This window comes from Pseudomonas sp. CMR5c (assembly GCF_003850545.1).
GTDB lineage: Bacteria > Pseudomonadota > Gammaproteobacteria > Pseudomonadales > Pseudomonadaceae > Aquipseudomonas > Aquipseudomonas piscis.
Window position 1 is genome coordinate 6,311,064 of record NZ_CP027705.1, and the last position, 21,468, is coordinate 6,332,531.

Below are 21,468 nucleotides of genomic sequence, written 5' to 3' on the forward strand. Positions count from 1 at the left end.
AAGCCAAGGCATTAGCCCGGCTTGCCGCCTGCCCCTCATTCAATGCCAAGCCCGCTTCGCTGCCTTTTCTCGCAGCTTGAAGCTTGAGGCTTGCAGCTCTCCACGGAGGCTCCAATGGCCCAAGAATACGACTACATCATCGTTGGTGCCGGCTCTGCCGGTAACACCCTGGCGACCCGTCTGACCGAAGACGAAGGCGTCACCGTCCTGCTGCTGGAAGCCGGCGGCCCGGACTATCGTTTCGATTTCCGTACCCAGATGCCTGCGGCACTGGCGTTCCCCCTGCAAGGCCGTCGCTACAACTGGGCCTATGAGACCGATCCAGAGCCGCACATGGACGGCCGCCGCATGGAATGTGGCCGTGGCAAGGGCCTGGGCGGCTCCTCGCTGATCAACGGCATGTGCTACATCCGTGGCAACGCCATGGATTACGACGGCTGGGCCAAGCTGCCAGGCCTGGAAGACTGGTCGTACCTGGACTGCCTGCCGTACTTCCGCAAGGCCGAAACCCGCGACATCGGCCCTAACGACTACCACGGTGGCGAAGGCCCGGTGCGAGTGACCACGCCCAAGGCTGGCAACAACCCGCTGTTCCACGCCATGGTCGAGGCCGGCGTACAGGCCGGTTACCCGCGTACCGAAGACCTCAACGGCTACCAGCAGGAAGGCTTCGGTCCGATGGACCGCACCGTGACCCCTGAAGGCCGTCGCTCCAGCACCGCCCGCGGTTACCTGGACGTGTCCAAGAAGCGCTCCACCCTGACCATCGTCACCCACGCCCTGACCGACAAGGTCCTGTTCGAAGGCAAGCGCGCCGTAGGCGTGAGCTACCTGCAAGGCAGCACCGAAGAGCGCGTGGAAGCCCGTGCGCGCAAGGAAGTCATCGTCAGCTCCGGCGCCATCGCTTCGCCACAGCTGCTGCAACGCTCCGGCGTCGGCCCGCGTGCCCTGCTGGAAAGCCTGGACATCCCGGTGGTCCACGACCTGCCAGGCGTCGGTGAGAACCTGCAGGACCACCTGGAGCTGTACCTGCAATACGCGTGCACCCAGCCGGTATCGCTGTACCCATCGCTGCTGTGGTGGAACCAACCGGCCATCGGCGCGCAGTGGCTGTTCAAGGGCACCGGCATCGGCGCCAGCAACCAGTTCGAAGCCGGTGGTTTCATCCGTACTCGCGAAGAGTTCGAATGGCCGAACATCCAGTACCACTTCCTGCCGGTAGCGATTAACTACAACGGCTCCAACGGCGTGAAGGAACACGGCTTCCAGGCCCACATGGGCTCCATGCGCTCGCCGAGCCGTGGCCGCGTGCAGGCCAAGTCGAAAGACCCGCGCCAGCACCCGAGCATCCTGTTCAACTACATGGCCACCGAGCAGGACTGGCAGGAATTCCGCGACGGCATCCGCCTGACCCGCGAAATCATGCAGCAGCCGGCACTGGACGCCTACCGCGGCCGCGAGATCAGCCCCGGCATCGAAGTGCAGACCGATGAACAGCTGGACACATTCATCCGCGAGCACGCCGAGACCGCGTTCCACCCATCCTGCTCGTGCAAGATGGGTACTGACGACATGGCCGTGGTCGATGGCCAGGGTCGCGTGCACGGCATGCAGGGCCTGCGTGTGGTGGATGCCTCGATCATGCCGATCATCACCACCGGCAACCTCAACGCGCCGACGATCATGATGGCCGAGAAAATCGCCGACAAGATCCGTGGCCGCCAGCCGCTGCCGCGCAGCAAGGCTGCCTACTACGTGGCCGGCGAAGCCCCGGTACGTGGCAAGCCTGTACGCGACGTAGCCGCGAACGCGCAGTAAGCACGATTGGCGCCGGCCGCAATGGCCGGCGCCATTTCCTTGGATTTCCCGCCCTCTCCCCTTCTGTTCATTGCACGGCCTGCGTCCTTGATCGCAGCCACAGGCAACCGCTACAGTCTGCCCATCCGCTGCACCCCCTGCGTTCCACGGACTTTATCCCGAGCCCTGCGCGACCTATACCTGTAGGAGCCGGCCCGCCGTCGATAAGACCCGCAAGCCCCTGCTCTTCACAAGGAGGTCATCCATGTTCGACTTTCACCCCCAGCTCAAGCAGCGCTTCGCTGCCTTGCGCACGGGCGCCGAGTTCTTTTCCCTGCGCTACGTGCGCGAATCAGACCAGTACCTGTCGGTACGCAAGAATGTCGCCGAACCGCCCAGGCTGGGCCGCGACGAAGGCGCGATGCTGACCGTGCGAGTCGCTGGGGTAGAGGCCTATGCCGCCACCAACGACCTGTCGCCAGGCGGCTTGCAGGCGGCCCTGGACCGCGCCGAACGGCAAGCCCGGGTGATCGCCGCCCACGCCCTGCTGGACCTGCGCGAACAACCGGTCTCCAGCCACCGCGCCGATTATTTCTCGCCCAATCTCGAGCAGCCCTTCCCGTCCCTGAGCGATTGCTACCAACTGCTGGGCGACGAATCGGCTTCGGTTCCCAAGGACGAGCGCCTGGTGAACTGGCAGGTAGGGATCGGCGTGACCCAGGTCGAGCAGATCTACCTCAACAGCGCCGGAGCCGAGTTGCGCCAGGCCCAGCGTTTCGTCTACCCGGGCCTGGACGTCACCGCCTACGACGGCAACGACAGCCAGACCCGCAGCCTGGGCCGGGAGAATTTCGGCCAGCAGGGCGCCGGCGACGTGATCAGCCGCTGCGGCCTGCTGGGCGCCGCGCCCCGGGTCGCCGAGCAGGCCCTGCAACTGCTGCTGGCTCCCAACACGCCCCAAGGCCCGCGGGACCTGCTGCTGATGCCGGACCAGATGATGCTGCAGATCCACGAGTCCATCGGCCATCCCCTGGAGCTGGACCGCATCCTTGGCGATGAGCGCAACTACGCCGGCACCAGCTTCGTCAAGCAGGCGGACTTCGGCCACCTGCAATACGGCTCGCGGCTGCTCAACGTGACCTTCGACCCGGACATCCCCGAGGAGCTGGCCAGCTATGGCCATGACGACGAAGGCACCGCCGCCAGCAAGCAGTTCCTGATCCGCGAAGGGTTGCTGGTACGCCCCCTGGGCGGCGCCCTGTCGCAGTACCGCAGCGGCCTGGACGGCGTTGCCAACAGCCGCGCCAGCAGCTGGAACCGCGCGCCCATCGACCGCATGGCCAACCTCAACATCGAGCCTGGCGAGCAGTCCCTGGAACAGCTGATCGGCGGGATCGAGCACGGCATCCTGATGTCCACCAACCGCTCCTGGTCCATCGACGACGCGCGCAACAAGTTCCAGTTCGGCTGCGAATGGGGCCAGTTGATCGAGAATGGCGAACTCAAGGGCGTGGTGAAGAACCCCAACTACCGGGGCATTTCCGCGCAGTTCTGGCGCAACCTCAGCGCCGTCGGCAACCGTGGCACCTTCCAGGTCCTGGGCACGCCCAACTGCGGCAAGGGCGAACCCAACCAGGTGATCCGCGTTGGCCACGCCTCCCCAGCCTGTGTATTCAGCAAGATCGACGTATTCGGAGGAGATGCCTGATGACCAGCGCGACCAATCAGGCCCAGCAGTTCAAGACGCTGGTGCAATGGCTCAAGGACGAGATCCGCGGGTCGGAACAATTCACCCTGAGCTACGCTGCCGAAGCCTCGGAGTTCATCCGCTTCAACCATGCCAAGGTACGCCAGGCCGGGCAGGTGCAGCAGGCCAGCCTGACCTTCAAGCTGATCGACGATGGCCGCCACGCCGACCTCGACATCACCCTGGCCAACGATCCCGAGGTGGACCGCCAGCGCCTGGCCGAGGGCCTGCAACAACTGCGTGAAACCCTCCCGCTGCTGCCGGCCGACCCTTACCTGATGCTCAACCACACCCACTGGCAGTCCCAGCATGAGCAAAGCCGTCCGCTGCCAGGCAGCGAGCAGGTGGTGGAGGAAATCGGTCGCGCCGCCGCGGGCCTGGATCTGGTCGGCATCTATGCCGCCGGCCCCATCAGCCGTGGTTTCGCCAGCTCCAGCGGGGCCTTCGGTTGGCACCAGGCCAACAGCTTCAACTTCGACTTCAGCCTGTTCCACGACAATGGCGAGGCGGTGAAGGCCAGCTACGCCGGACACGCCTGGAACAGCGACGCCTTCGCCCAGCGCTTCGACCAGGCCCGCCAGCAACTGGAGTTCCTCGGCCGGCCGCTGCGGACCCTGGCCCCCGGTCAATACCGCGCCTACCTGGCCCCGGCGGCCCTGGAGGAGATCATGGGCATGCTGGCCTGGGGCAGCTTCTCGGCCCAGTCCATCGCCAGCAAACACAGCGCCCTGCAGAAACTCTATGCCGGTGACGCGAACCTGAGCCCGCTGGTATCGGTACGCGAGCAGGTCAGCGGCTCCCTGAGCCCGGCGTTTTCCGACGAGGGCTACCCGCGCAGCGACCTGGCGCTGATCGCCAGTGGCGCCGCCGAGGCGCGCCTGATCAACTCGCGCAGCGCCGCCGAATATGGCCTGACCGCCAACGGCGCCGGCAGCGGCGAATACCCCAGCGCCCTGGACATGGCCGCCGGCCAGTTGGCCCAGCAGGACATCCTCAGGCAATTGGGCACCGGGCTGTACATCAGCAACCTGTGGTACCTGAACTACTCGGACCTGCCTGCGGCGCGACTGACCGGCATGACCCGCTTCGCCACCTTCTGGGTGGAGAACGGCGAGATCCAGGCGCCAGTGAGCACCATGCGTTTCGACGACAGCGTCTACAGTCTGCTGGGCTCGCAGCTCGAGGCGCTCACCGAGCAACGCGAGCTGCTGCTCTCGGCCAGCACCTATGGCCAGCGCCAGACCGCGTCGATGCATCTGCCCGGGGCACTGGTCAGCCGCCTGACGCTAACCTTGTAAAATCGGCCTAGAGTTGCAAGCCACAAGCTTGCAACTCGAAGCTTGCAACCTACCTCTGTCGTTGTTGAGGTCCCATGCCCGAACGTCCGCCACTCGATGCCACTACTATCCGCTGGCTGCCGTGGGTAGTGGCCATCGCCTTCTTCATGCAGTCCCTGGACGGCACCATCCTCAATACCGCGCTGCCGGCCATGGCCAGGGACCTGGCCGAAGACCCGTTGCGCATGCAGGGCGTGGTCATCGCCTACATGCTCACCGTGGCGCTGCTGATCCCGGCCTCGGGCTGGATCGCCGATCGCTTCGGCACCCGCAACATCTTCTTCGGCGCGATCTTGCTGTTCAGCGTCGGCTCGTTGCTATGCGCCCTTTCCGGTTCCCTGGGCATGCTGGTGGCGGCCCGGGTGATCCAGGGCCTGGGCGGCGCGCTGATGCTGCCGGTGGGGCGGCTGGTGGTGTTGCGCGCCTATCCGCGTTCGGAACTGGTGCGGATCATGGGTTTCATCACCATTCCCGGGCTGCTGGGCCCGCTGATCGGCCCGACCATGGGCGGCTGGATGGTGCAGTACCTGACCTGGCACTGGATCTTCCTGATCAACCTGCCGGTGGGCGCCATCGGCTGCTACGCGGTGTGGCGCTTCATCCCCGACCTGCGCGGCAGCGAGCGCACCCGCTTCGACGGCCTGGGCTTCTTGCTGTTCGGCGCGGCGATGGTACTGATCACCATCGCCATGGAAGGCCTGGGCGAACTGCACCTGCCGCACCTGCGGGTGATGTTGCTGCTGTTCGCCGGCCTGGCTTGCCTGGCGGCCTACTGGTTGCGTGCCGGGCATATCGCCGATCCGCTGTTCGCCCCGTCGCTGTTCAAGGTGCGGACCTTCGCCGTGGGCATCCTCGGCAACCTGTTCGCCCGCCTGGGCAGCGGCGCCCTGCCGTTCCTGGTGCCCTTGCTGCTGCAAGTGGCCCTGGGCTACTCACCGTCCCAGGCCGGCATGAGCATGCTGCCCCTGGCGGCCGCGGCGATGCTGGCCAAGTCCATTGCCCGACCGCTGATCGAGCGCCTGGGCTATCGCCTGGTGCTCACCGGCAACACCCTGGCCCTGGGCCTGATGCTGGCGAGCATGGGCCTGGTCAGCGAGCAGACACCCTACCCGCTGCTGCTGGGCATGCTGGCGGTGCTGGGGGCGATCAACTCGCTGCAGTTCACGGCGATGAACACCGTGACCCTGATCGACCTCGACGATGCCGCCGCCAGCAGTGGCAACAGCCTGCTGTCGGTGGTGGCGCAACTGTCCCTGAGCCTGGGGGTGGCCTGCGCCGGGGCGCTGCTGGGCGGCTTCACCGCATCCATGGACAGCGATGGCGGCGACACGGTGCTCGGCGCCTTCCAGCTGACCTTCCTCACCGTGGGCCTCATGGCCATGCTGGCGGCGGCGATCTTCCTCCAGTTGTCGCCCAACGATGGCCGCAGGACGCGCAAGGTCCAGGAGCATATCGAGCACTGATTGACCATCTCCCCGTAAGAGCCATGGAAAGTCCTGGCTACTTTTCGTCCAGAAATTGCAGGAAGGGGGAGAGGGGCTGATACACTGCGCGACATTTTGTTTTGCAGGCCCGTCCCGTGACCACCATCACCACCGCTTTCAATACCTTGCCCCTGTCTGCCGCCATGCTGGCCAACCTCGACTCCCTCGGGTATGCCCAGATGACGCCGATCCAGGCGCAAAGCTTGCCGGTGATCCTCAAGGGCCTGGACCTGATCGCCCAGGCCAAGACCGGCAGCGGCAAGACCGCGGCCTTCGGCATCGGCCTGCTGAACCCGATCAACTCGCGCTACTTCGGCTGCCAGGCCCTGGTGATGTGCCCGACCCGCGAGCTGGCCGACCAGGTCGCCAAGGAGCTGCGCCGCCTGGCCCGCGCCGAGGACAACATCAAGGTCCTGACCCTCTGCGGCGGCGTGCCCTTCGGCCCGCAGATCGCTTCACTGGAGCATGGCGCCCACATCATCGTCGGCACCCCGGGGCGCATTTCCCAGCACCTGGACAAGGGCACGCTGAAACTCGACGGCCTCAACACCCTGGTGCTCGACGAAGCCGACCGCATGCTGGACATGGGCTTCTACGATGCCATCGAAGCCATCATCGGCCAGACCCCGGCACGCCGGCAGACCCTGCTGTTCTCCGCCACCTACCCGGTGGGCATCAAGCAGCTGGCGTCGAAGTTCATGCGTGATCCGCAACAGGTAAAAGTCGAGACGCTGCACAGCGACAGCCAGATCGAACAGCACTTCTACGAAATCTCCCCGGAAGATCGCATGGATGCGGTGGTCAAGGTGCTCAACCACTTCCGCCCGCAGTCTTGCGTGGCCTTCTGCTTCACCAAGCAGCAAGTGCAGGAAACCGTCGACCACCTGACCGCCAAGGGCATGTCTGCAGTGGGCCTGCACGGTGACCTGGAACAGCGCGACCGCGACCAGGTGCTGGCGATGTTCGCCAACCGCAGTACCTCGGTACTGGTAGCCACCGATGTCGCCGCCCGGGGCCTGGATATCGACGCCCTGGACATGGTGATCAACGTCGAGCTGGCGCGGGATTCGGAAATCCACATCCACCGGGTCGGCCGTACCGGTCGCGCCGGCGAGAAAGGCATCGCCATCAGCCTGGTGTCGCCGTCCGAGGCCCACCGTGCCCAGGCCATCGAACAGTTGCAGAAGGCGCCGCTGAACTGGGAGCAGATCGACGGCCTGAAGAGCCAGGGCGGCGGCCCGCTGCTGCCGGCCATGAGCACCCTGTGCATCGCCGCCGGGCGCAAGGACAAGGTACGCCCGGGCGATATCCTCGGCGCGCTGACCGGCGAGGCCGGCATCCCCGGCGCCCAGGTCGGCAAGATCGCGATCTTCGACTTCCAGGCCTACGTGGCCGTGGAGCGCGGCATCGCCAAGCAGGCCCTGCAACGCCTCAATAGCGGCAAGATCAAGGGCCGTTCGCTGCGCGTACGCATCCTGTAACCCACCCGCTCGACCTGTAGCCGCTGCCGCAGGCTGCGAACGTCTCCGAAGGAGGCGCCGCTGTTGAGGCCGTGGAGCCCCTGCGGGGCTTGTCGCAGCCTTCGGCAGCGGCTACAGGTTCATTTGCCTGCACTCTCGAGGACACCGTTTTGCGCTCTACCGAAGTCGTGATCATCGGCGCCGGCGCCGCCGGTTTGATGTGCGCCCTGACCGCCGCTGGCCGTGGGCGCCAGGTGCTGTTGCTGGACCATGCCAACAAGGCCGGGAAGAAGATCCTGATGTCCGGTGGCGGGCGCTGCAACTTCACCAACATGTACACCGAGCCGGCCAACTTCCTGTCGCAGAACCCGCACTTCTGCAAGTCGGCCCTGGCCCGCTACACCCAGTGGGATTTCATCGGCCTGGTGGCCAAGCATGGCGTGCCCTACCACGAGAAGAAGCTCGGCCAGCTGTTTTGCGACAACAAGTCCAGCGACATCCTCGCCATGCTCCTGGCCGAATGCGACCAGGCCGGGGTCGAGCTGCGCCTGGACACCTCGATCCAGCAGATCGAGAAACTGGAGTCGGGCTACCTGCTGCAGACCACCCTGGGCCAGGTGCGCTGCCAGTCCCTGGTGATCGCCACCGGCGGCCTGTCGATCCCGACCCTGGGGGCCACCGGCTTCGGCTACCAGGTGGCCAGGCAGTTCGGCCATGAGCTGCTGCCGACCCGTGCCGGGCTGGTGCCCTTCACCATCACCGACCAGCTCAAGGAGCTGTGCGGCGAGCTGTCCGGAACCTCGGTGGACTGCCTGGTGAGCTGCAACGGCCAGAGCTTTCGCGAGAACATCCTGTTCACCCACCGTGGCCTCAGCGGCCCGGCGATCCTGCAGATTTCCTCGTACTGGCAGCCTGGCGACAGCATCGAGATCAACCTGCTGCCGGACCACGATGCCCTGGGCTGGCTGCAACAGCAGCAGGCCGAGCGCCCCAACAGCGAACTCAAGACCCTGCTGGGGGAGATCTTCACCAAGAAGATGGCCGGCCTGCTGGCCGATCACTGGTTCGCCTCCAAGCCGATGAAGCAGTACACCCCCGCCGAGCTGGCGGAGGTCGCCGACAAGCTCGGCAACTGGCAGCTGGTACCGGCGGGCACCGAAGGCTACCGCACCGCCGAAGTGACCCTGGGCGGGGTCGACACCCGCGAAGTCTCGTCCAAGACCATGGAATCGCTGAAGAGCCCGGGGCTGTATTTCATTGGCGAAGTGCTGGATGTCAGCGGCCACCTGGGCGGTTTCAACTTCCAGTGGGCCTGGGCCTCGGGCTACGCGGCGGCGCAGTACGCCTGAAGCCGCGCCGGCCCTTGGCGCCGGCAGGGGCCGAGGAGCATCGCCGGGAACAGAATTTGCTGGCGGATGTGACGGCGGCATTGCGCCGTCGTCAATACTGGCTCAATTTAGCGGCATCGCCCGGAAGGCTCCTCCCAATCCATGTCATCGACTTCTTTTCGCCAATCCCTGCGCCGCCTCTGGGCGCTGGATAAATTCAGCTACAGCGTGCGGGTATTCATCGCCCTGACCGGCAGCATGGCGCTGTGCTGGTACCAGGACGAGATGAGCTTGCTGATCCCGCTGTTCCTCGGCGTCATCGCCAGCGCCCTGGCGGAAACCGACGACAGCTGGCAAGGCCGCCTCAATGCCCTGGCGGTGACCCTGGTGTGCTTCAGCATCGCCGCGCTGTCGGTGGAATTGCTGTTCCCCTACCCCTGGATCTTCGCCATCGCCCTGGCCCTGGCCGGCTTCGGCCTGACCATGCTCGGCGCGCTGGGCGAGCGCTATGGCGCCATCGCCTCGGCGACCCTGATCCTCTCGGTCTACACCATGATCGGCGTCGACCAGCGCGGCGGCGCGGTGATCGACTTCTGGCACGAGCCGGTGCTGCTGGTGGCCGGCGCCGCCTGGTACGGCCTGCTCTCGGTGCTGTGGCAGGCGATGTTTTCCAACCAGCCGGTACAGCAGAGCCTGGCCCGGCTGTTTCGCGAGCTGGGCTACTACCTCAAGCTCAAGTCGTCGCTGTTCGAGCCGATTCGCCAGCTGGACGTGGAAGCCCGGCGCCTGGAGCTGGCGCGGCAGAACGGCAAGGTGGTGGCCGCGCTCAACAGTGCCAAGGAAATCATCCTGCACCGGGTCGGCAACGGCCGCCCGGGGTCGAAGGTCAGCCGCTACCTGAAGCTGTACTTCCTGGCCCAGGACATCCATGAACGCGCCAGCTCCTCGCACTACCCCTACAACGCCCTGGCCGACGCCTTCTTCCACAGCGATGTGCTGTTCCGCTGCCAACGCCTGCTGCGCCAGCAGGGCAAGGCCTGCCGGGCCCTGGCGGAATCGATCCAGATGCGCCAGCCGTTCGTCTACGACTCCGGCTTCGCCGAAGCCCTGAGCGACCTGCAAGCCTCGCTGGAACACCTGCGCATCCAGAGCAACCCGGCCTGGCGCGGGCTGCTACGCTCGCTGCGGGCCCTGGCCGCCAACCTCGGCACCCTCGACCGCCTGCTCAGCGATGCCAGCAACCCCGATGCCCTGGCCGATGCCACCGACAGCAGCCTGCTGGATCGCTCGCCGCGCAACCTCAAGGACGTCTGGACCCGCCTGCGCACCCAGCTGACACCCACTTCGCTGCTGTTCCGCCATGCCCTGCGCCTGCCCCTGGCGCTGAGTATCGGCTACGGCATGGTGCACCTGATCCACCCGTCCCAGGGCTACTGGATCATCCTCACCACGCTGTTCGTCTGCCAACCCAACTACGGCGCCACCCGACGCAAGCTGGGCCAGCGGATCATCGGCACGGCCATCGGCCTGACCATCGCCTGGGCGCTGTTCGACCTGTTCCCCAACCCGCTGGTGCAGTCGCTGTTCGCCATTGCCGCCGGCGTGGTGTTCTTCGCCAACCGCACCACCCGCTACACCCTGGCCACCGCCGCCATCACCCTGATGGTGCTGTTCTGCTTCAACCAGGTGGGCGACGGTTATGGGCTGTTCCTGCCACGGCTGTTCGATACCCTGCTGGGCAGCCTGATCGCCGGGCTGGCGGTGTTCCTGTTCCTGCCGGACTGGCAGGGTCGGCGCCTGAACCAGGTACTGGCCAACACCCTGGCGTGCAACAGCATCTACCTGCGCCAGATCATGCAGCAGTACGCCGTCGGCAAGAGCGACGACCTGGCCTACCGCCTGGCCCGACGCAACGCCCACAACGCCGATGCGGCGCTGTCCACCACCCTGGCCAACATGCTCATGGAGCCCGGGCACTTTCGCAAAGAGGCAGACGTGGGCTTCCGCTTCCTGGTGCTGTCCCACACCCTGCTCAGCTACCTCTCGGGCCTGGGCGCGCACCGTGGCACCCAACTGCCGGAGGAAGTCCGCGAGCACCTGATCGGCGGTGCCGGCAGCAGCCTGGCGGCCAGTATCGACGAGATCGCCCAGGGCCTGGCCAGCAGGACCCCAATCGCCATCCAGAGCGACGCCGAGGAAGCCCTGGCCAACGAGCTGGAACAGATGCCGGATGAAATCGATGAAGAGCAGCGCCTGGTACAGACCCAGCTGGGATTGATCTGCCGCCAGCTGGGCCCGCTGCGGACCCTGGCGGCCCACCTGATCAAAGGCACAGAGCAAGCGCCGGCGTGAAACCGCGAGCGCCAAGGGAACGGCTCCGGCGGTCCCGGGAAGCTTGCCGGCGCTTTTAGCAGGCCGTTGAAAAACGTAGGCGAGGCAGTCAGCTCCAGGCAAAAACAGGCGAAAAAGCGCAGTTTACGAGTGGTAAATGAGCATTTTCAGCTTGTTTTCAACGCAGCGATGGCAACCGGCCTGCTACATGCCGTGCTGGCGAAGCAACCGGGCGTAGCTACCGTCGGCCTTCATGGCGGCGATCTCGCGATCGAACTTGGCGACGATCTGCGCATGCTCGGGGTTCTTCAGGCTCACCAGGATATGCAGGCTGTTCTCGCTCAAGGGCTTGGGCAGGAACTCCACCGCATTGCGCACCCGGGGCGATTCCCGGGCCAGGTAGTAACGGGCGACGTATTCATCTTCCAGGGTCAGCTTGACCCGGTCCGCCGCCAGCATGCGCACGGCCATGGCGAAGTTGTGCACCGGCACTTTCTGCAAGTCCGAATCGTTGTCGAATTCAGAGGAGTAGGCGTAGCCGCGCACCACGGCGATCGGGTACTCGTGCAACTGCTTGAGGTTGAGGTACTCCAGGGGAGCGTCCTTGCGCTTGAGGAAGCGGATGCGGTTGACCAGGTACTCTGCGGAGAACTGCCCCAGGCGGGTGCGTTCGTCGTTGTACCAGGCATTGACCAGGACGTCGTAGCGGCCCTCGCCGATCCCCAGCAGCGCCCGGGCCCAGGGCACCTGCTCGAACTCGCTGGCATAACCCGCGCGGGCCAACGCGGTACTGACGATATCGGTGGCCACCCCGCCATTGACCAGGGTCGAGTCGGTAAACGGAGGCCAGGCATCAGCGACCAGCCGCAACTTCTCTGCAGAAGCGCCCTGGCCCAGCAACAGCAATCCGATCAAAGCCAAAGCCCGATGCAATCGCAGCATGCTTGAAGATCCTTAGCGGGCACAGGGCCCAGCGCGTTCCAGCCTACACTCGAGGGCCCATGCAGCGACCACCCAGGTCCTAACATTAGCTCATCACAGCCAATGCACAGGACTTGCAAAACAGATTACACAAAGAAGGGAAAAACCAGTGAACGGAGTAATGGCATTTTGACCCATCTCACAGAAACAAACTCCATACACCTGTCGACAAGACATCCGTTGACGATGTGCTTAGTATTTCGCGCAGCTCTTTTCACAGGATAAGAAAATGACCATCGAATGGGTCTGCAAACACCACACCGATCTGGGCAAGGAACAGCTCTACGCCATCTTGCAACTGCGTACCGAAGTCTTCGTCGTGGAACAGAAATGCCCCTACCAGGAAGTCGACGGCCGTGACCTGGAAGGCGACACCTGCCACCTGATGGCCTGGGACGGTGACCGCCTGGTGGCCTACCTGCGCCTGCTGGACCCGATCTCCCAGGGCGGCGACGTGGTGATCGGCCGCGTGGTGATCGCCGAGCAGGCCCGAGGCCAGGGCCTGGGGCATACGCTGATGGAGCAGGCCCTGAAACAGGCGCAGCGGCACTGGCCCGAGACACCGATCTATCTCTCGGCCCAGGCCCACCTGCAGGCCTACTACGGCCGCTATGGGTTCAGCGTGGTGGGCGAGGAGTATCTGGAAGACGATATCCCGCACATCGGCATGCGCCGTAGCTGAGGCTCAGGGATAATCCAGCACGGCCTTGATCTGGCCCAGGTTGGGTTCGATCCAGGCCTTGTCGATGGCCCCCCAGCTGTGGATCCGGTAATGCCCGGCGTGGTTGCGGGCGCCGTCCTGCTGTTCGAACTGGCAGACGATGTCCAGGTCGGCCAGGGCGGCGATGGTGTCCTGGGCGGTGCGCCGGGGCATGCCCGTGAGTTCGGTCAAGGCCGGCACGCTGCTGGCCAGGCCACTGTCGATCAAGTACGCCACGTACAGCCGGCGGTAGAAACTGCTCTTGGTCTTGCTCACATCCATCGCCCACTCCTTGCTAGTGCGGCGCGCCCGCCTTGGCTTGCAGGTCGCGCCAGGTGAGGTAGACCCGCAGGTCGAACTCCAGCTGGTGATAGCCCGGCAGCATGTGCTCGCAGAGCTTGTAGAACGCCTTGTTGTGGTCCGATTCCTTGAAGTGCGCCAACTCGTGGACCACGATCATGCGCAGGAACTCGGGCGCCGCCTCCTTGAACAGCGAGGCGATGCGAATCTCTTTCTTGGCCTTGAGCTTGCCTCCCTGCACCCGCGACACCGTGGTGTGCAGGCCCAGGGCGCGATGGGTCAGGTCCAGGCGGTTGTCGAACAGCACCTTGTCGATGGCCGGCGCGTTGCGCAGGTATTCCTGCTTCAGCTCCAGGGCATAGCTGTACAGGGCCTTGTCGCTCTGCACACCGTGCTTGTGTGGATAACGCCGCTCCAGGTACTCGCCCAGGCGGTCTTCGTCGATCAGCTGGCGCACCTGTTCTTGCAGGGCGACTGGATAGGCCTGGAGGTATTTCAATACGGTCATGGGCAACAGCGACGCCAGGGGCAAGGGTCGCCAGTTTAGCGAATTCAGGCCTGTAGCGCGCTCCAGTCGAAGGGCTGGACGAACTGGCTGGCGCTGCCGGAGGTCAAGGGTCGCGCCACCAGGAAGCCCTGGACGTATTCGCAACCGTTGTCCTTGAGCCAATGGTATTGCTCGAGAGTCTCCACGCCTTCGGCGATCACCAGCAGCCCGAATTGCTTGCACAGGTCGATCACGCAGCGGGCGATCGCAGCGTCCCGCGGTGAAGTCAGCAACCGGGCGATCAGGTGCCGGTCGAGCTTGAGGGTATCCAGTTGCAGGTCACGCAAGAAGGCCAGGCAGCAACTGCCCGAGCCGAAGTCGTCGAGGGCCACGCGCACGCCCAGCTGGTGCAATTGCTGCAATTGCTTGCGGGTCTCTCCCAGGTTCTGGGTCAGCGCCGCCTCGGTGACCTCGACCTCCAGCTGACGCGGTTGCAGGCCGTTGCGCAGCAGCACCTGGCGCAGTTCGGCCGAAAGGTTGGGCATGCTGAACTGGGTCGCGCTGAGACTGACGCTCAGCACCAGCTCGGGGCTGAACACCTGCTCCCAATCCTTGCGCTGCGCAGCGCCCTGCTGGTAGATCCAGCTACCCAGGAGACTGATCAGCCGCGCCTCTTCCAGCAGCGGCAGGAACAGCCCCGGCGGCACATCGCCGACACTGGGATGGCGCCAGCGCAGCAGGGCTTCGAAACCACGCAGGCGACCATCGGCGATGGCCACCTGGGGCTGGTACACCATGGTGAATTCCTTGCGCTCCACCGCACTGCGCACGCTTTCCTCGAGCATCAACCGGGACCGCGCGCGACCGTTCATCTCGTGGTCGTAATAGCGATACTGCTGGCGGCCGGCACGCTTGGCCTCGTACATGGCAATGTCCGCGGCCCGCAGCAGGCCATCCAGGTTGGAACCGCAGTCGGGATAGATGGCGATACCGATGCTGGCCCCCAGGACCACGTCCATGCCATCGATCTGCTGGGTGATGGACAAGCGCTCGATCAACCGTTCGGCGACTTTCGCCGCCTGCTCGGGAAATCCCAGCTCCAGCAAGGCGGTGAACTCGTCGCCCCCCATGCGCCCGATGATGTCGAACGAGTGCAGGCCCTCCTTCAGCTGTTCCGAGACCCAGCGCAGTATCCGGTCGCCGGCGTCATGGCCGAGGGAGTCGTTGACCCGCTTGAAGCCGTCCAGATCCAGGTACAGCAGGACCAGGGACTTTCCCGAGCGGTCACTGCGCAACAGGATGCTCTCCACTGTCTGGTAGAAACCCCGGCGATTGAGCAGCCCGGTCAAGGGATCGGTGACCGCCTGGTATTCCAGCTGCTGATGCAGGTGCCGCACCTCGGACATGTCCAGCAGGGTCACCACCATGGCCTTCTGCTCGCTGGGCAGCGGGGCGCAGGACAACGCTACGCTGATCTGCTGGCCGGGGACGGTGCGCAGCAGGGCGTCATGCAGGCGGAAGGTCTCGCCCCGGCGATAACTGGCGTACAACTCGGACACGTGCCAGTCCGGGACATGGGGGTTCTGCAGGTAATCGAGGAAGGCCGAGCCCACCAACTCCTTCACCTGGGCATTGAGCAAGCGCGACACCGCGGGGTTGGCGAAGCGTATCCGCCCCTCCTCGTCCACCACCAGGATGCCCTCGGCGGCGTTGTCCAGCACCGAGGCATTGAAGGCCCGGGCCTGCTCCAGGTCATGACTCAGGTGCTGCAGGGCCCGGCGGTTGCGCTGGTGTTCCAGCAACGCCTGGACCTTGGGCTTGAGGATCTGCGGATCGAAGGGCTTGAACAGGTAGTCCACCGCACCGTTGGCATACCCCTTGATCACGGCATCCTGGGATTGCTCGTTGGCGGTGAGGAAGATGATCGGGGTCAGGCGCGTGCGCTGGCTGCCGCGCATCAGGCGGGCCACTTCAAAACCATCCATGCCCGGCATCTGCACGTCGAGCAGGACCAGGTCCACCTCATGCTCCAGCAACAGACTGAGGGCCTCGACACCCGAGGCGGCGGTCATTACCCGCCAATCCTGGCGCTGCAACAGCGCGCGCATGCTCAGGAGGTTCTCGGGGTAGTCATCGACGATCAGAAGAGTGGAGTGGCCCTCGGCTGTCTCCGGTTGCACGCATTCCATGCTGCTTCTCTTGTCTGTAATAAGACTGAACTGGTGAGAAAACCTGACAAAAACTGAGGTTTCACTCTAGCCCCGGATATTCAAAAGCAGAAGCTGTCATGGAGCCATCACTCCGCCAATGGCCCCTGCTCCCGACTAACGGTCACAGTTCTGCCGCATTGCAATCCATGAATATGGCACCTGGACACTTCACTGGCGTCATTTTTCCGCCGTACGGCCCTTGCTGGAACATCCTTGCGAGGGCTAAAAAACACCCGAGAAGCGCGGTCTGGAGCCTTCGCCCAGCTGCGCCCGGTACACTTTTGCGGAACCTTCCCCATGATCGACCTGGCAACCTGGAACCTCAGCGTTCCCGTCGGCAGCCCGCCGGCCACAATCGATACCCCGACCCTGGTCAAAGGCTTCAAGAACCAATACTTCCATGCCGATTCCGGCACCTTGTTCTTCTGGTCGCCAGTCACCGGCTCGAAGACCGAGAACGCCATCTATCCACGCACCGAGCTGCGCGAGACCTATGCCAACGGCACCTTGCGCAACTGGACCTACCCCGAGGCCGACAACCTGCTGCAGGCCACCCTGGCAGTGAACCAGGTGCCCTCCTCGGGCAAGATCGTCATCGGCCAGATCCATGCGTACAACAGCACCCGGCCGCTGGTGAAGCTGGAATACCAGTACAAGGCCAGTCAGGGGCGCGGCAACATCGTGGCCAAGGTGCGCATGCGCCCGGACGACACCCGGTCCCGGGTCATCGGCATCGCCAAGAACGTGCCCATGGACCGGAGGTTTTCCTACCTGATCCATCTGAGCCCGGGCGGTGTTCTGGGCATCAGCGCCGCCGGCTACCGCTGGGACGCCCGGCTGGGCGCGGCCTGGCGTGACAAACCGCTGTACTTCAAGGCCGGGGTCTATGTGCAGGACAACAGCGGCTACACCAGCGAAGGTGGCAAGGTGACCTTCTCCAAGCTGGACATCGACCACAACAAGAGCTGAGCCGGCACGCAGGCACAAAAAAGCCCGCATCGCTGCGGGCTTTTTCGTAGACGACCGAGGCTTAGTTGACCTTGGCGTTCAGCTCACCCTTGAGGTAACGCTGGAACATGCCTTCCAGGGAGATCGGCTTGATCTTCGAGGCATTACCGGCGGTGCCGAAGGCTTCGTAGCGAGCGATGCACACGTCGCGCATGGCAGTCACGGTGGCGCCGAAGAACTTGCGTGGGTCGAACTCGCTCGGGTTGGTGGCCATCAGGCGGCGCATGGCACCGGTGGATGCCAGGCGCAGGTCGGTGTCGATGTTGACCTTGCGCACGCCGTGCTTGATGCCTTCGACGATCTCCTCGACCGGCACGCCGTAGGTTTCCTTGATGTCGCCACCGTACTGGTTGATGATCGCCAGCCACTCTTGCGGTACCGAGGACGAACCGTGCATCACCAGGTGGGTGTTGGGGATGCGCTTGTGGATTTCCTTGATGCGGTCGATGGCCAGCACGTCGCCGGTAGGCGGCTTGGTGAACTTGTAGGCACCGTGGCTGGTACCGATGGCGATGGCCAGGGCGTCGACCTGGGTCTTCTTGACGAAGTCGGCGGCCTCTTCCGGATCGGTCAGCATCTGGCTGTGGTCCAGCACGCCTTCGGCGCCGATACCGTCTTCTTCACCGGCCATGCCGGTTTCCAGGGAACCCAGGCAGCCCAGCTCGCCCTCTACCGACACGCCACAGGCGTGGGCCATGGCCACGGTCTGCTGGGTCACGCGGACGTTGTACTCGTAGTCGGTCGGGGTCTTGCCGTCTTCACCCAGGGAACCGTCCATCATCACCGAGCTGAAGCCCAGCTGGATCGAGCGCTGGCAGACGTCAGGGCTGGTGCCGTGGTCCTGGTGCATGCACACCGGAATGTGCGGGAACTCTTCGATGGCGGCCAGGATCAGGTGGCGCAGGAACGGGGCGCCGGCGTATTTGCGGGCACCGGCGGAAGCCTGGACGATCACCGGGGAGTCAGTCTTGTCAGCGGCTTCCATGATGGCGCGCATCTGCTCAAGGTTGTTGACGTTGAAGGCTGGAACGCCATAGCCGAACTCGGCTGCGTGGTCCAGCATCTGGCGCATGCTGATGAGTGCCATTGTGTGTGTCTCTCCCGGTCGAGGGTCGTTAATCGTGCAAGCCTGCCGTAGCGGCGACTGCTATTCAAGTGATTGCAGATCGGGGGTCAGCCCGGCCTGCGGATTCGTTACTTCATCAATTTCAAGAGCCCTGCGTCCCCGCAGGAACGAGGCTTGCCCGCGATGGCGGTCGGCCTGGCGACATCCATGATCAATGTCCGGGTAGCACCGCGATCAAGCTTCGCTCCTACAGGTTCAGCATCGGTTCCCGGCCTACGGCGCTTTACAGCCGCGACCAATCAGGTCGTTGGTGGCGACCCAGTAGACCAGGCCTTCCTCACCCTTGACGTGAAACGCCAGCATGTCGTCGCTGTACAACGACCCCGAACCGCTAGGCTCGAGTTTCAAGCGGCGTACCTGGTCGTCGCCTCCCAGGCGCACGTCGACGGCCTTGCGGCTGTCGTCGGTGTAGCGCCAGAGCACCTGGGCCTGGCTGTCGCAGACCCAGGTGGTCCAGTTGTCGGTGCTCGGCGACTTGAGCAAGTGCAAGTCGGCGCAACCGCCAAGCAGCCCCAGCATCGCCACGGCGAACAAAGCTTTCATCGATGTTCCTCGGCCGGACCCCGGGGCCCGGCGCGTCGCGTTATCCAATCTGACCCGTCAAGGGCAACCCTGTTCCCGGGTCCTTGTCGGAGTCTCGTATTTCTCCAAGCCTTCAGGCCCCAGGCGCTTGTTGATCACCGGTGCCGTCTCGGCCTGCCAGTCGGCCTGGTAGCAACCTTGCCCTGGCCTCTGGGCCGCATCCGCGGGCTGGCCCGGCGAAGTGCCGGAGCACCCCGCGAGCCAGGCTGCGGCAAGCAGCAATGGCAATGTCTTGACCATCAGAACACTCCTTTGCCCGGCCAATGGCAGTCTCAGGCCTTGGCCCGGGCTTCCAGGACTTCGACCGCCGGCAGCACCTTGCCCTCGACGAATTCGAGGAAGGCGCCACCACCGGTAGAAATGTAGGAGATCTGCTGGGCCACGCCATACTTGTCGATGGCCGCCAGGGTGTCGCCACCGCCAGCGATGGAGAACGCCGTGCTATCGGCGATCGCCTGGGCCAGGACCTTGGTGCCATTGCCGAACTGGTCGAACTCGAACACACCCACCGGACCGTTCCAGAGGATGGTCTTGGACGACTTGAGCAGTTGCGCGAATTGCGCAGCGGTTTGCGGGCCGATGTCCAGGATCATGTCGTCGGCCGCCACGTCGGCGATCGCCTTGACCGTGGCCGCGGCGCTCTCGGCGAACTCCTTGGCCACCACCACGTCCACTGGCAGTGGCACGCTGACCTTGGCGGCGATGGCACGGGCGGTGTCCAGCAGGTCCGGCTCGTACAGCGACTTGCCCACCGGATGGCCGGCAGCGGCCAGGAAGGTATTGGCGATACCGCCACCGACGATCAGCTGGTCGCAGACCTCGCTCAGGCTGTTGAGCACGTCCAGCTTGGTGGACACCTTGGAACCGGCGACGATCGCCGCCATCGGCTTGGCCGGGGTATCCAGGGCCTTGCCCAGGGCATCCAGCTCGGCCGCCAGCAACGGGCCTGCCGCCGCCACCTTGGCGAACTTGGCCACGCCGTGGGTCGAACCCTCGGCCCGGTGGGCGGTACCGAAGGCATCCATCACGAACACGTCGCACAGGGCGGCGTATTGCTGGGCCAGCTCATCGGCGTTCTTTTTCTCGCCCTTGTTGAAACGTACGTTCTCGAACAGCACGACGTCGCCGGCCTTGACCTCGACACCACCCAGGTAGTCGGCCACCAGCGGCACTTCGCGGCCCAGGGCACGGCTCAGGTAGTCGGCCACCGGCTTGAGGCTGTTCTCAGCCGAGAACTCGCCTTCGGTCGGACGGCCCAGGTGCGAGCAAACCATCACCGCCGCGCCTTTCTCCAGGGCCAGCTTGATGGTCGGCAGCGAAGCCAGGATCCGCGCGTCGCTGGTGACTACACCGTCCTTGACTGGGACGTTGAGGTCTTCGCGGATCAGCACGCGCTTACCTTGCAGATCGAGGTCGGTCATCTTCAACACGGTCATGGGTCGCAATTCCTGGGTTACTGAATATTAGAAGCAGAGAGTGGAGCGGCTGTTTGCAGGTAATGGCCCGCAACGTCCAGCATCCGGTTGGCAAAACCCCATTCGTTGTCGAACCAGGCCAGGATGTTCACCAGCCGGGGGCCGGAAACGCGGGTCTGACTGGCATCGACGATCGCCGAATGGGGGTCATGGTTGAAATCGCAGCTGGCGTGCGGCAATTCGGTATAGGCCAGCAGGCCCTTGAGCGGACCGCTGGTGGCGGCCTCGCGCAGGATCCGGTTGACCTCGGCGGCATCGGTGTCGCTGACCGTCTGCATGGTGATATCCAGGCAGGACACGTTGACCGTCGGTACCCGTACCGCTTTGGCCTGGATTCGCCCGGCAAGTTCCGGCAGCAGGCGCTCGATGCCCCGGGCCAGGCCAGTGGACACCGGGATCACCGACTGGAACGCCGAGCGGGTGCGGCGCAGGTCCTCGTGGTGATAGGCATCGATCACCGGCTGATCGTTCATCGCCGAGTGGATAGTGGTGATGGACACGTACTCCAGGCCGACGGCCTGGTCCAGCAGGCGCAGCAAGGGCACGCCGCAGTTGGTGGTGCAAGACGCGTTGGACACCAGCAGCTCATCGCCGCTCAGGCAATCCTGGTTCACTCCGTAGACGATGGTGGCGTCGACATCCGCCTCGCTGGCCATCGGCTGGGAGAACAACACCCGCGGCGCGCCGGCAGCAAGGAAGCGCTGGCCGTCCTCACGGGTGTGGTAGGCACCGGAGCATTCCAGCACCAGGTCGATGTCCAGGGCTGCCCAGTCGATGCCTTCGGGAGTGGCACTGCGTAACACCTTCACGCAGTTGCCATTGATATGCAGACAATCGCCATCGACGGTCACCTCGCCGGGAAACCGGCCATGGGTGGAGTCGAAGCGTGTCAGGTATTCGACGCTGGCCATGTCGGCCAGGTCGTTGATGGCCACGATCTCGAACCCGGCCGCAGCCCCTCGCTCGAACAGAGCACGCAAGACGCAACGACCAATCCGGCCGTAGCCGTTGAGTGCAACTTTATAAGGACGCGGTTGGGACATGGGGTTCTCGATCAGGCACGGCAGACGAACTTGTTATACGCACTCGCAAGCGGGGGCCGGTAAACCAGCCCC

General features: G+C 64.6%; 18 protein-coding genes. 9 read left to right on the top strand and 9 right to left on the bottom strand.

The annotated features are described in order from the left end of the window. Window positions 1–114: 114 nt before the first annotated feature. The 7 genes from betA (at window position 115) to yccS (ending at window position 11,505) form a co-directional block, all read left to right on the top strand. The gene (gene betA, locus C4K40_RS29165; RefSeq protein ID WP_022641537.1) at window positions 115–1,818 is read left to right on the top strand and encodes a choline dehydrogenase; all 1,704 of its coding nucleotides are present in this window, start codon (window positions 115–117) and stop codon (window positions 1,816–1,818) included. A gap of 244 nt (window positions 1,819–2,062) precedes the next feature. Then, window positions 2,063–3,505, top strand: a complete 1,443-nt coding sequence (locus C4K40_RS29170; protein ID WP_053134032.1) for a TldD/PmbA family protein — start codon at window positions 2,063–2,065, stop codon at window positions 3,503–3,505. Continuing rightward, the gene (locus C4K40_RS29175) at window positions 3,505–4,842 is read left to right on the top strand and encodes a TldD/PmbA family protein (protein ID WP_053134029.1); all 1,338 of its coding nucleotides are present in this window, start codon (window positions 3,505–3,507) and stop codon (window positions 4,840–4,842) included. Before C4K40_RS29170 ends, C4K40_RS29175 begins: the two co-directional genes overlap by 1 nt. Before the next feature lie 74 nt (window positions 4,843–4,916). Continuing rightward, window positions 4,917–6,344 (top strand): multidrug transporter subunit MdtD, encoded by a 1,428-nt coding sequence (gene mdtD / locus C4K40_RS29180; RefSeq protein WP_022641541.1) that lies wholly within the window; start codon window positions 4,917–4,919, stop codon window positions 6,342–6,344. A 164-nt stretch (window positions 6,345–6,508) separates the two neighbouring features. After that, window positions 6,509–7,846: an ATP-dependent RNA helicase DbpA gene (dbpA, locus tag C4K40_RS29185; RefSeq protein WP_371263469.1), complete on the top strand. Its 1,338-nt coding sequence runs from the start codon at window positions 6,509–6,511 to the stop codon at window positions 7,844–7,846. A 149-nt stretch (window positions 7,847–7,995) separates the two neighbouring features. Further along, window positions 7,996–9,174, top strand: a complete 1,179-nt coding sequence (locus tag C4K40_RS29190; RefSeq protein ID WP_053134023.1) for an NAD(P)/FAD-dependent oxidoreductase — start codon at window positions 7,996–7,998, stop codon at window positions 9,172–9,174. A 141-nt stretch (window positions 9,175–9,315) separates the two neighbouring features. Next, window positions 9,316–11,505 carry a YccS family putative transporter gene (gene yccS, locus C4K40_RS29195; RefSeq protein ID WP_053134020.1) on the top strand — a complete coding sequence of 730 codons (2,190 nt, stop codon included), beginning with the start codon at window positions 9,316–9,318 and terminating at the stop codon, window positions 11,503–11,505. Between the two features lie 183 nt (window positions 11,506–11,688). Here yccS and C4K40_RS29200 read toward each other — a convergent pair whose 3' ends face one another. Further along, window positions 11,689–12,426, bottom strand: a complete 738-nt coding sequence (locus C4K40_RS29200) for an ABC transporter substrate-binding protein (protein ID WP_022641544.1) — start codon at window positions 12,424–12,426, stop codon at window positions 11,689–11,691. Between the two features lie 268 nt (window positions 12,427–12,694). On the opposite strand from C4K40_RS29200, the gene C4K40_RS29205 reads away from it, so the two are divergent. Further along, the gene (locus tag C4K40_RS29205; protein WP_022641545.1) at window positions 12,695–13,147 is read left to right on the top strand and encodes a GNAT family N-acetyltransferase; all 453 of its coding nucleotides are present in this window, start codon (window positions 12,695–12,697) and stop codon (window positions 13,145–13,147) included. A gap of 3 nt (window positions 13,148–13,150) precedes the next feature. On the opposite strand, the gene C4K40_RS29210 is transcribed toward C4K40_RS29205, so the two are convergent. Genes C4K40_RS29210 through C4K40_RS29220 form a run of 3 tightly spaced genes read right to left on the bottom strand, consistent with a single transcriptional unit; the run spans window position 13,151 to window position 16,141 of the window. Next, entirely contained in the window at window positions 13,151–13,447 is a 297-nt protein-coding gene (locus C4K40_RS29210) for a helix-turn-helix domain-containing protein (RefSeq protein WP_053134018.1), read from the bottom strand. Between the two features lie 13 nt (window positions 13,448–13,460). Beyond that, a complete protein-coding gene (locus C4K40_RS29215; RefSeq protein ID WP_053134110.1) occupies window positions 13,461–13,973 on the bottom strand; it encodes a M48 family metallopeptidase in 513 nt (170 codons plus the stop codon). A 44-nt stretch (window positions 13,974–14,017) separates the two neighbouring features. Next, window positions 14,018–16,141, bottom strand: a complete 2,124-nt coding sequence (locus tag C4K40_RS29220; protein WP_022641548.1) for a bifunctional diguanylate cyclase/phosphodiesterase — start codon at window positions 16,139–16,141, stop codon at window positions 14,018–14,020. Window positions 16,142–16,459: 318 nt separating this feature from the next. Between C4K40_RS29220 and C4K40_RS29225 the strand changes: the two genes are divergently transcribed. After that, complete coding sequence (locus C4K40_RS29225; protein WP_022641549.1) at window positions 16,460–17,131, top strand: polysaccharide lyase family 7 protein; 672 nt, start codon at window positions 16,460–16,462, stop codon at window positions 17,129–17,131. A gap of 61 nt (window positions 17,132–17,192) precedes the next feature. On the opposite strand, the gene fba is transcribed toward C4K40_RS29225, so the two are convergent. From fba to epd, 5 genes are all read right to left on the bottom strand, one after another. Further along, the gene (gene fba, locus C4K40_RS29230; protein ID WP_022641550.1) at window positions 17,193–18,257 is read right to left on the bottom strand and encodes a class II fructose-bisphosphate aldolase; all 1,065 of its coding nucleotides are present in this window, start codon (window positions 18,255–18,257) and stop codon (window positions 17,193–17,195) included. A gap of 252 nt (window positions 18,258–18,509) precedes the next feature. After that, window positions 18,510–18,839, bottom strand: a complete 330-nt coding sequence (locus tag C4K40_RS29235; RefSeq protein ID WP_022641551.1) for an MliC family protein — start codon at window positions 18,837–18,839, stop codon at window positions 18,510–18,512. A 57-nt stretch (window positions 18,840–18,896) separates the two neighbouring features. Further along, complete coding sequence (locus C4K40_RS29240) at window positions 18,897–19,118, bottom strand: hypothetical protein (RefSeq protein WP_022641552.1); 222 nt, start codon at window positions 19,116–19,118, stop codon at window positions 18,897–18,899. Between the two features lie 32 nt (window positions 19,119–19,150). After that, complete coding sequence (locus C4K40_RS29245) at window positions 19,151–20,314, bottom strand: phosphoglycerate kinase (RefSeq protein ID WP_022641553.1); 1,164 nt, start codon at window positions 20,312–20,314, stop codon at window positions 19,151–19,153. A 17-nt stretch (window positions 20,315–20,331) separates the two neighbouring features. After that, window positions 20,332–21,396, bottom strand: a complete 1,065-nt coding sequence (gene epd, locus C4K40_RS29250) for an erythrose-4-phosphate dehydrogenase (RefSeq protein ID WP_053134015.1) — start codon at window positions 21,394–21,396, stop codon at window positions 20,332–20,334. Window positions 21,397–21,468: the final 72 nt, after the last annotated feature.

Coding starts and splice junctions, on each gene's coding strand:
- epd (WP_053134015.1), bottom strand. CDS start 21,396: ATGTCCCAACCGCGTCCTTATAAAGTTGCACTCAACGGCTACGGCCGG.
- C4K40_RS29210 (WP_053134018.1), bottom strand. CDS start 13,447: ATGGATGTGAGCAAGACCAAGAGCAGTTTCTACCGCCGGCTGTACGTG.
- betA (WP_022641537.1), top strand. CDS start 115: ATGGCCCAAGAATACGACTACATCATCGTTGGTGCCGGCTCTGCCGGT.
- C4K40_RS29175 (WP_053134029.1), top strand. CDS start 3,505: ATGACCAGCGCGACCAATCAGGCCCAGCAGTTCAAGACGCTGGTGCAA.
- yccS (WP_053134020.1), top strand. CDS start 9,316: ATGTCATCGACTTCTTTTCGCCAATCCCTGCGCCGCCTCTGGGCGCTG.
- fba (WP_022641550.1), bottom strand. CDS start 18,257: ATGGCACTCATCAGCATGCGCCAGATGCTGGACCACGCAGCCGAGTTC.
- C4K40_RS29225 (WP_022641549.1), top strand. CDS start 16,460: ATGATCGACCTGGCAACCTGGAACCTCAGCGTTCCCGTCGGCAGCCCG.
- dbpA (WP_371263469.1), top strand. CDS start 6,509: ATGCTGGCCAACCTCGACTCCCTCGGGTATGCCCAGATGACGCCGATC.
- C4K40_RS29220 (WP_022641548.1), bottom strand. CDS start 16,141: ATGGAATGCGTGCAACCGGAGACAGCCGAGGGCCACTCCACTCTTCTG.
- C4K40_RS29200 (WP_022641544.1), bottom strand. CDS start 12,426: ATGCTGCGATTGCATCGGGCTTTGGCTTTGATCGGATTGCTGTTGCTG.
- C4K40_RS29205 (WP_022641545.1), top strand. CDS start 12,695: ATGACCATCGAATGGGTCTGCAAACACCACACCGATCTGGGCAAGGAA.
- C4K40_RS29215 (WP_053134110.1), bottom strand. CDS start 13,973: ATGACCGTATTGAAATACCTCCAGGCCTATCCAGTCGCCCTGCAAGAA.
- C4K40_RS29235 (WP_022641551.1), bottom strand. CDS start 18,839: ATGAAAGCTTTGTTCGCCGTGGCGATGCTGGGGCTGCTTGGCGGTTGC.
- C4K40_RS29240 (WP_022641552.1), bottom strand. CDS start 19,118: ATGGTCAAGACATTGCCATTGCTGCTTGCCGCAGCCTGGCTCGCGGGG.
- C4K40_RS29170 (WP_053134032.1), top strand. CDS start 2,063: ATGTTCGACTTTCACCCCCAGCTCAAGCAGCGCTTCGCTGCCTTGCGC.
- mdtD (WP_022641541.1), top strand. CDS start 4,917: ATGCCCGAACGTCCGCCACTCGATGCCACTACTATCCGCTGGCTGCCG.
- C4K40_RS29245 (WP_022641553.1), bottom strand. CDS start 20,314: ATGACCGTGTTGAAGATGACCGACCTCGATCTGCAAGGTAAGCGCGTG.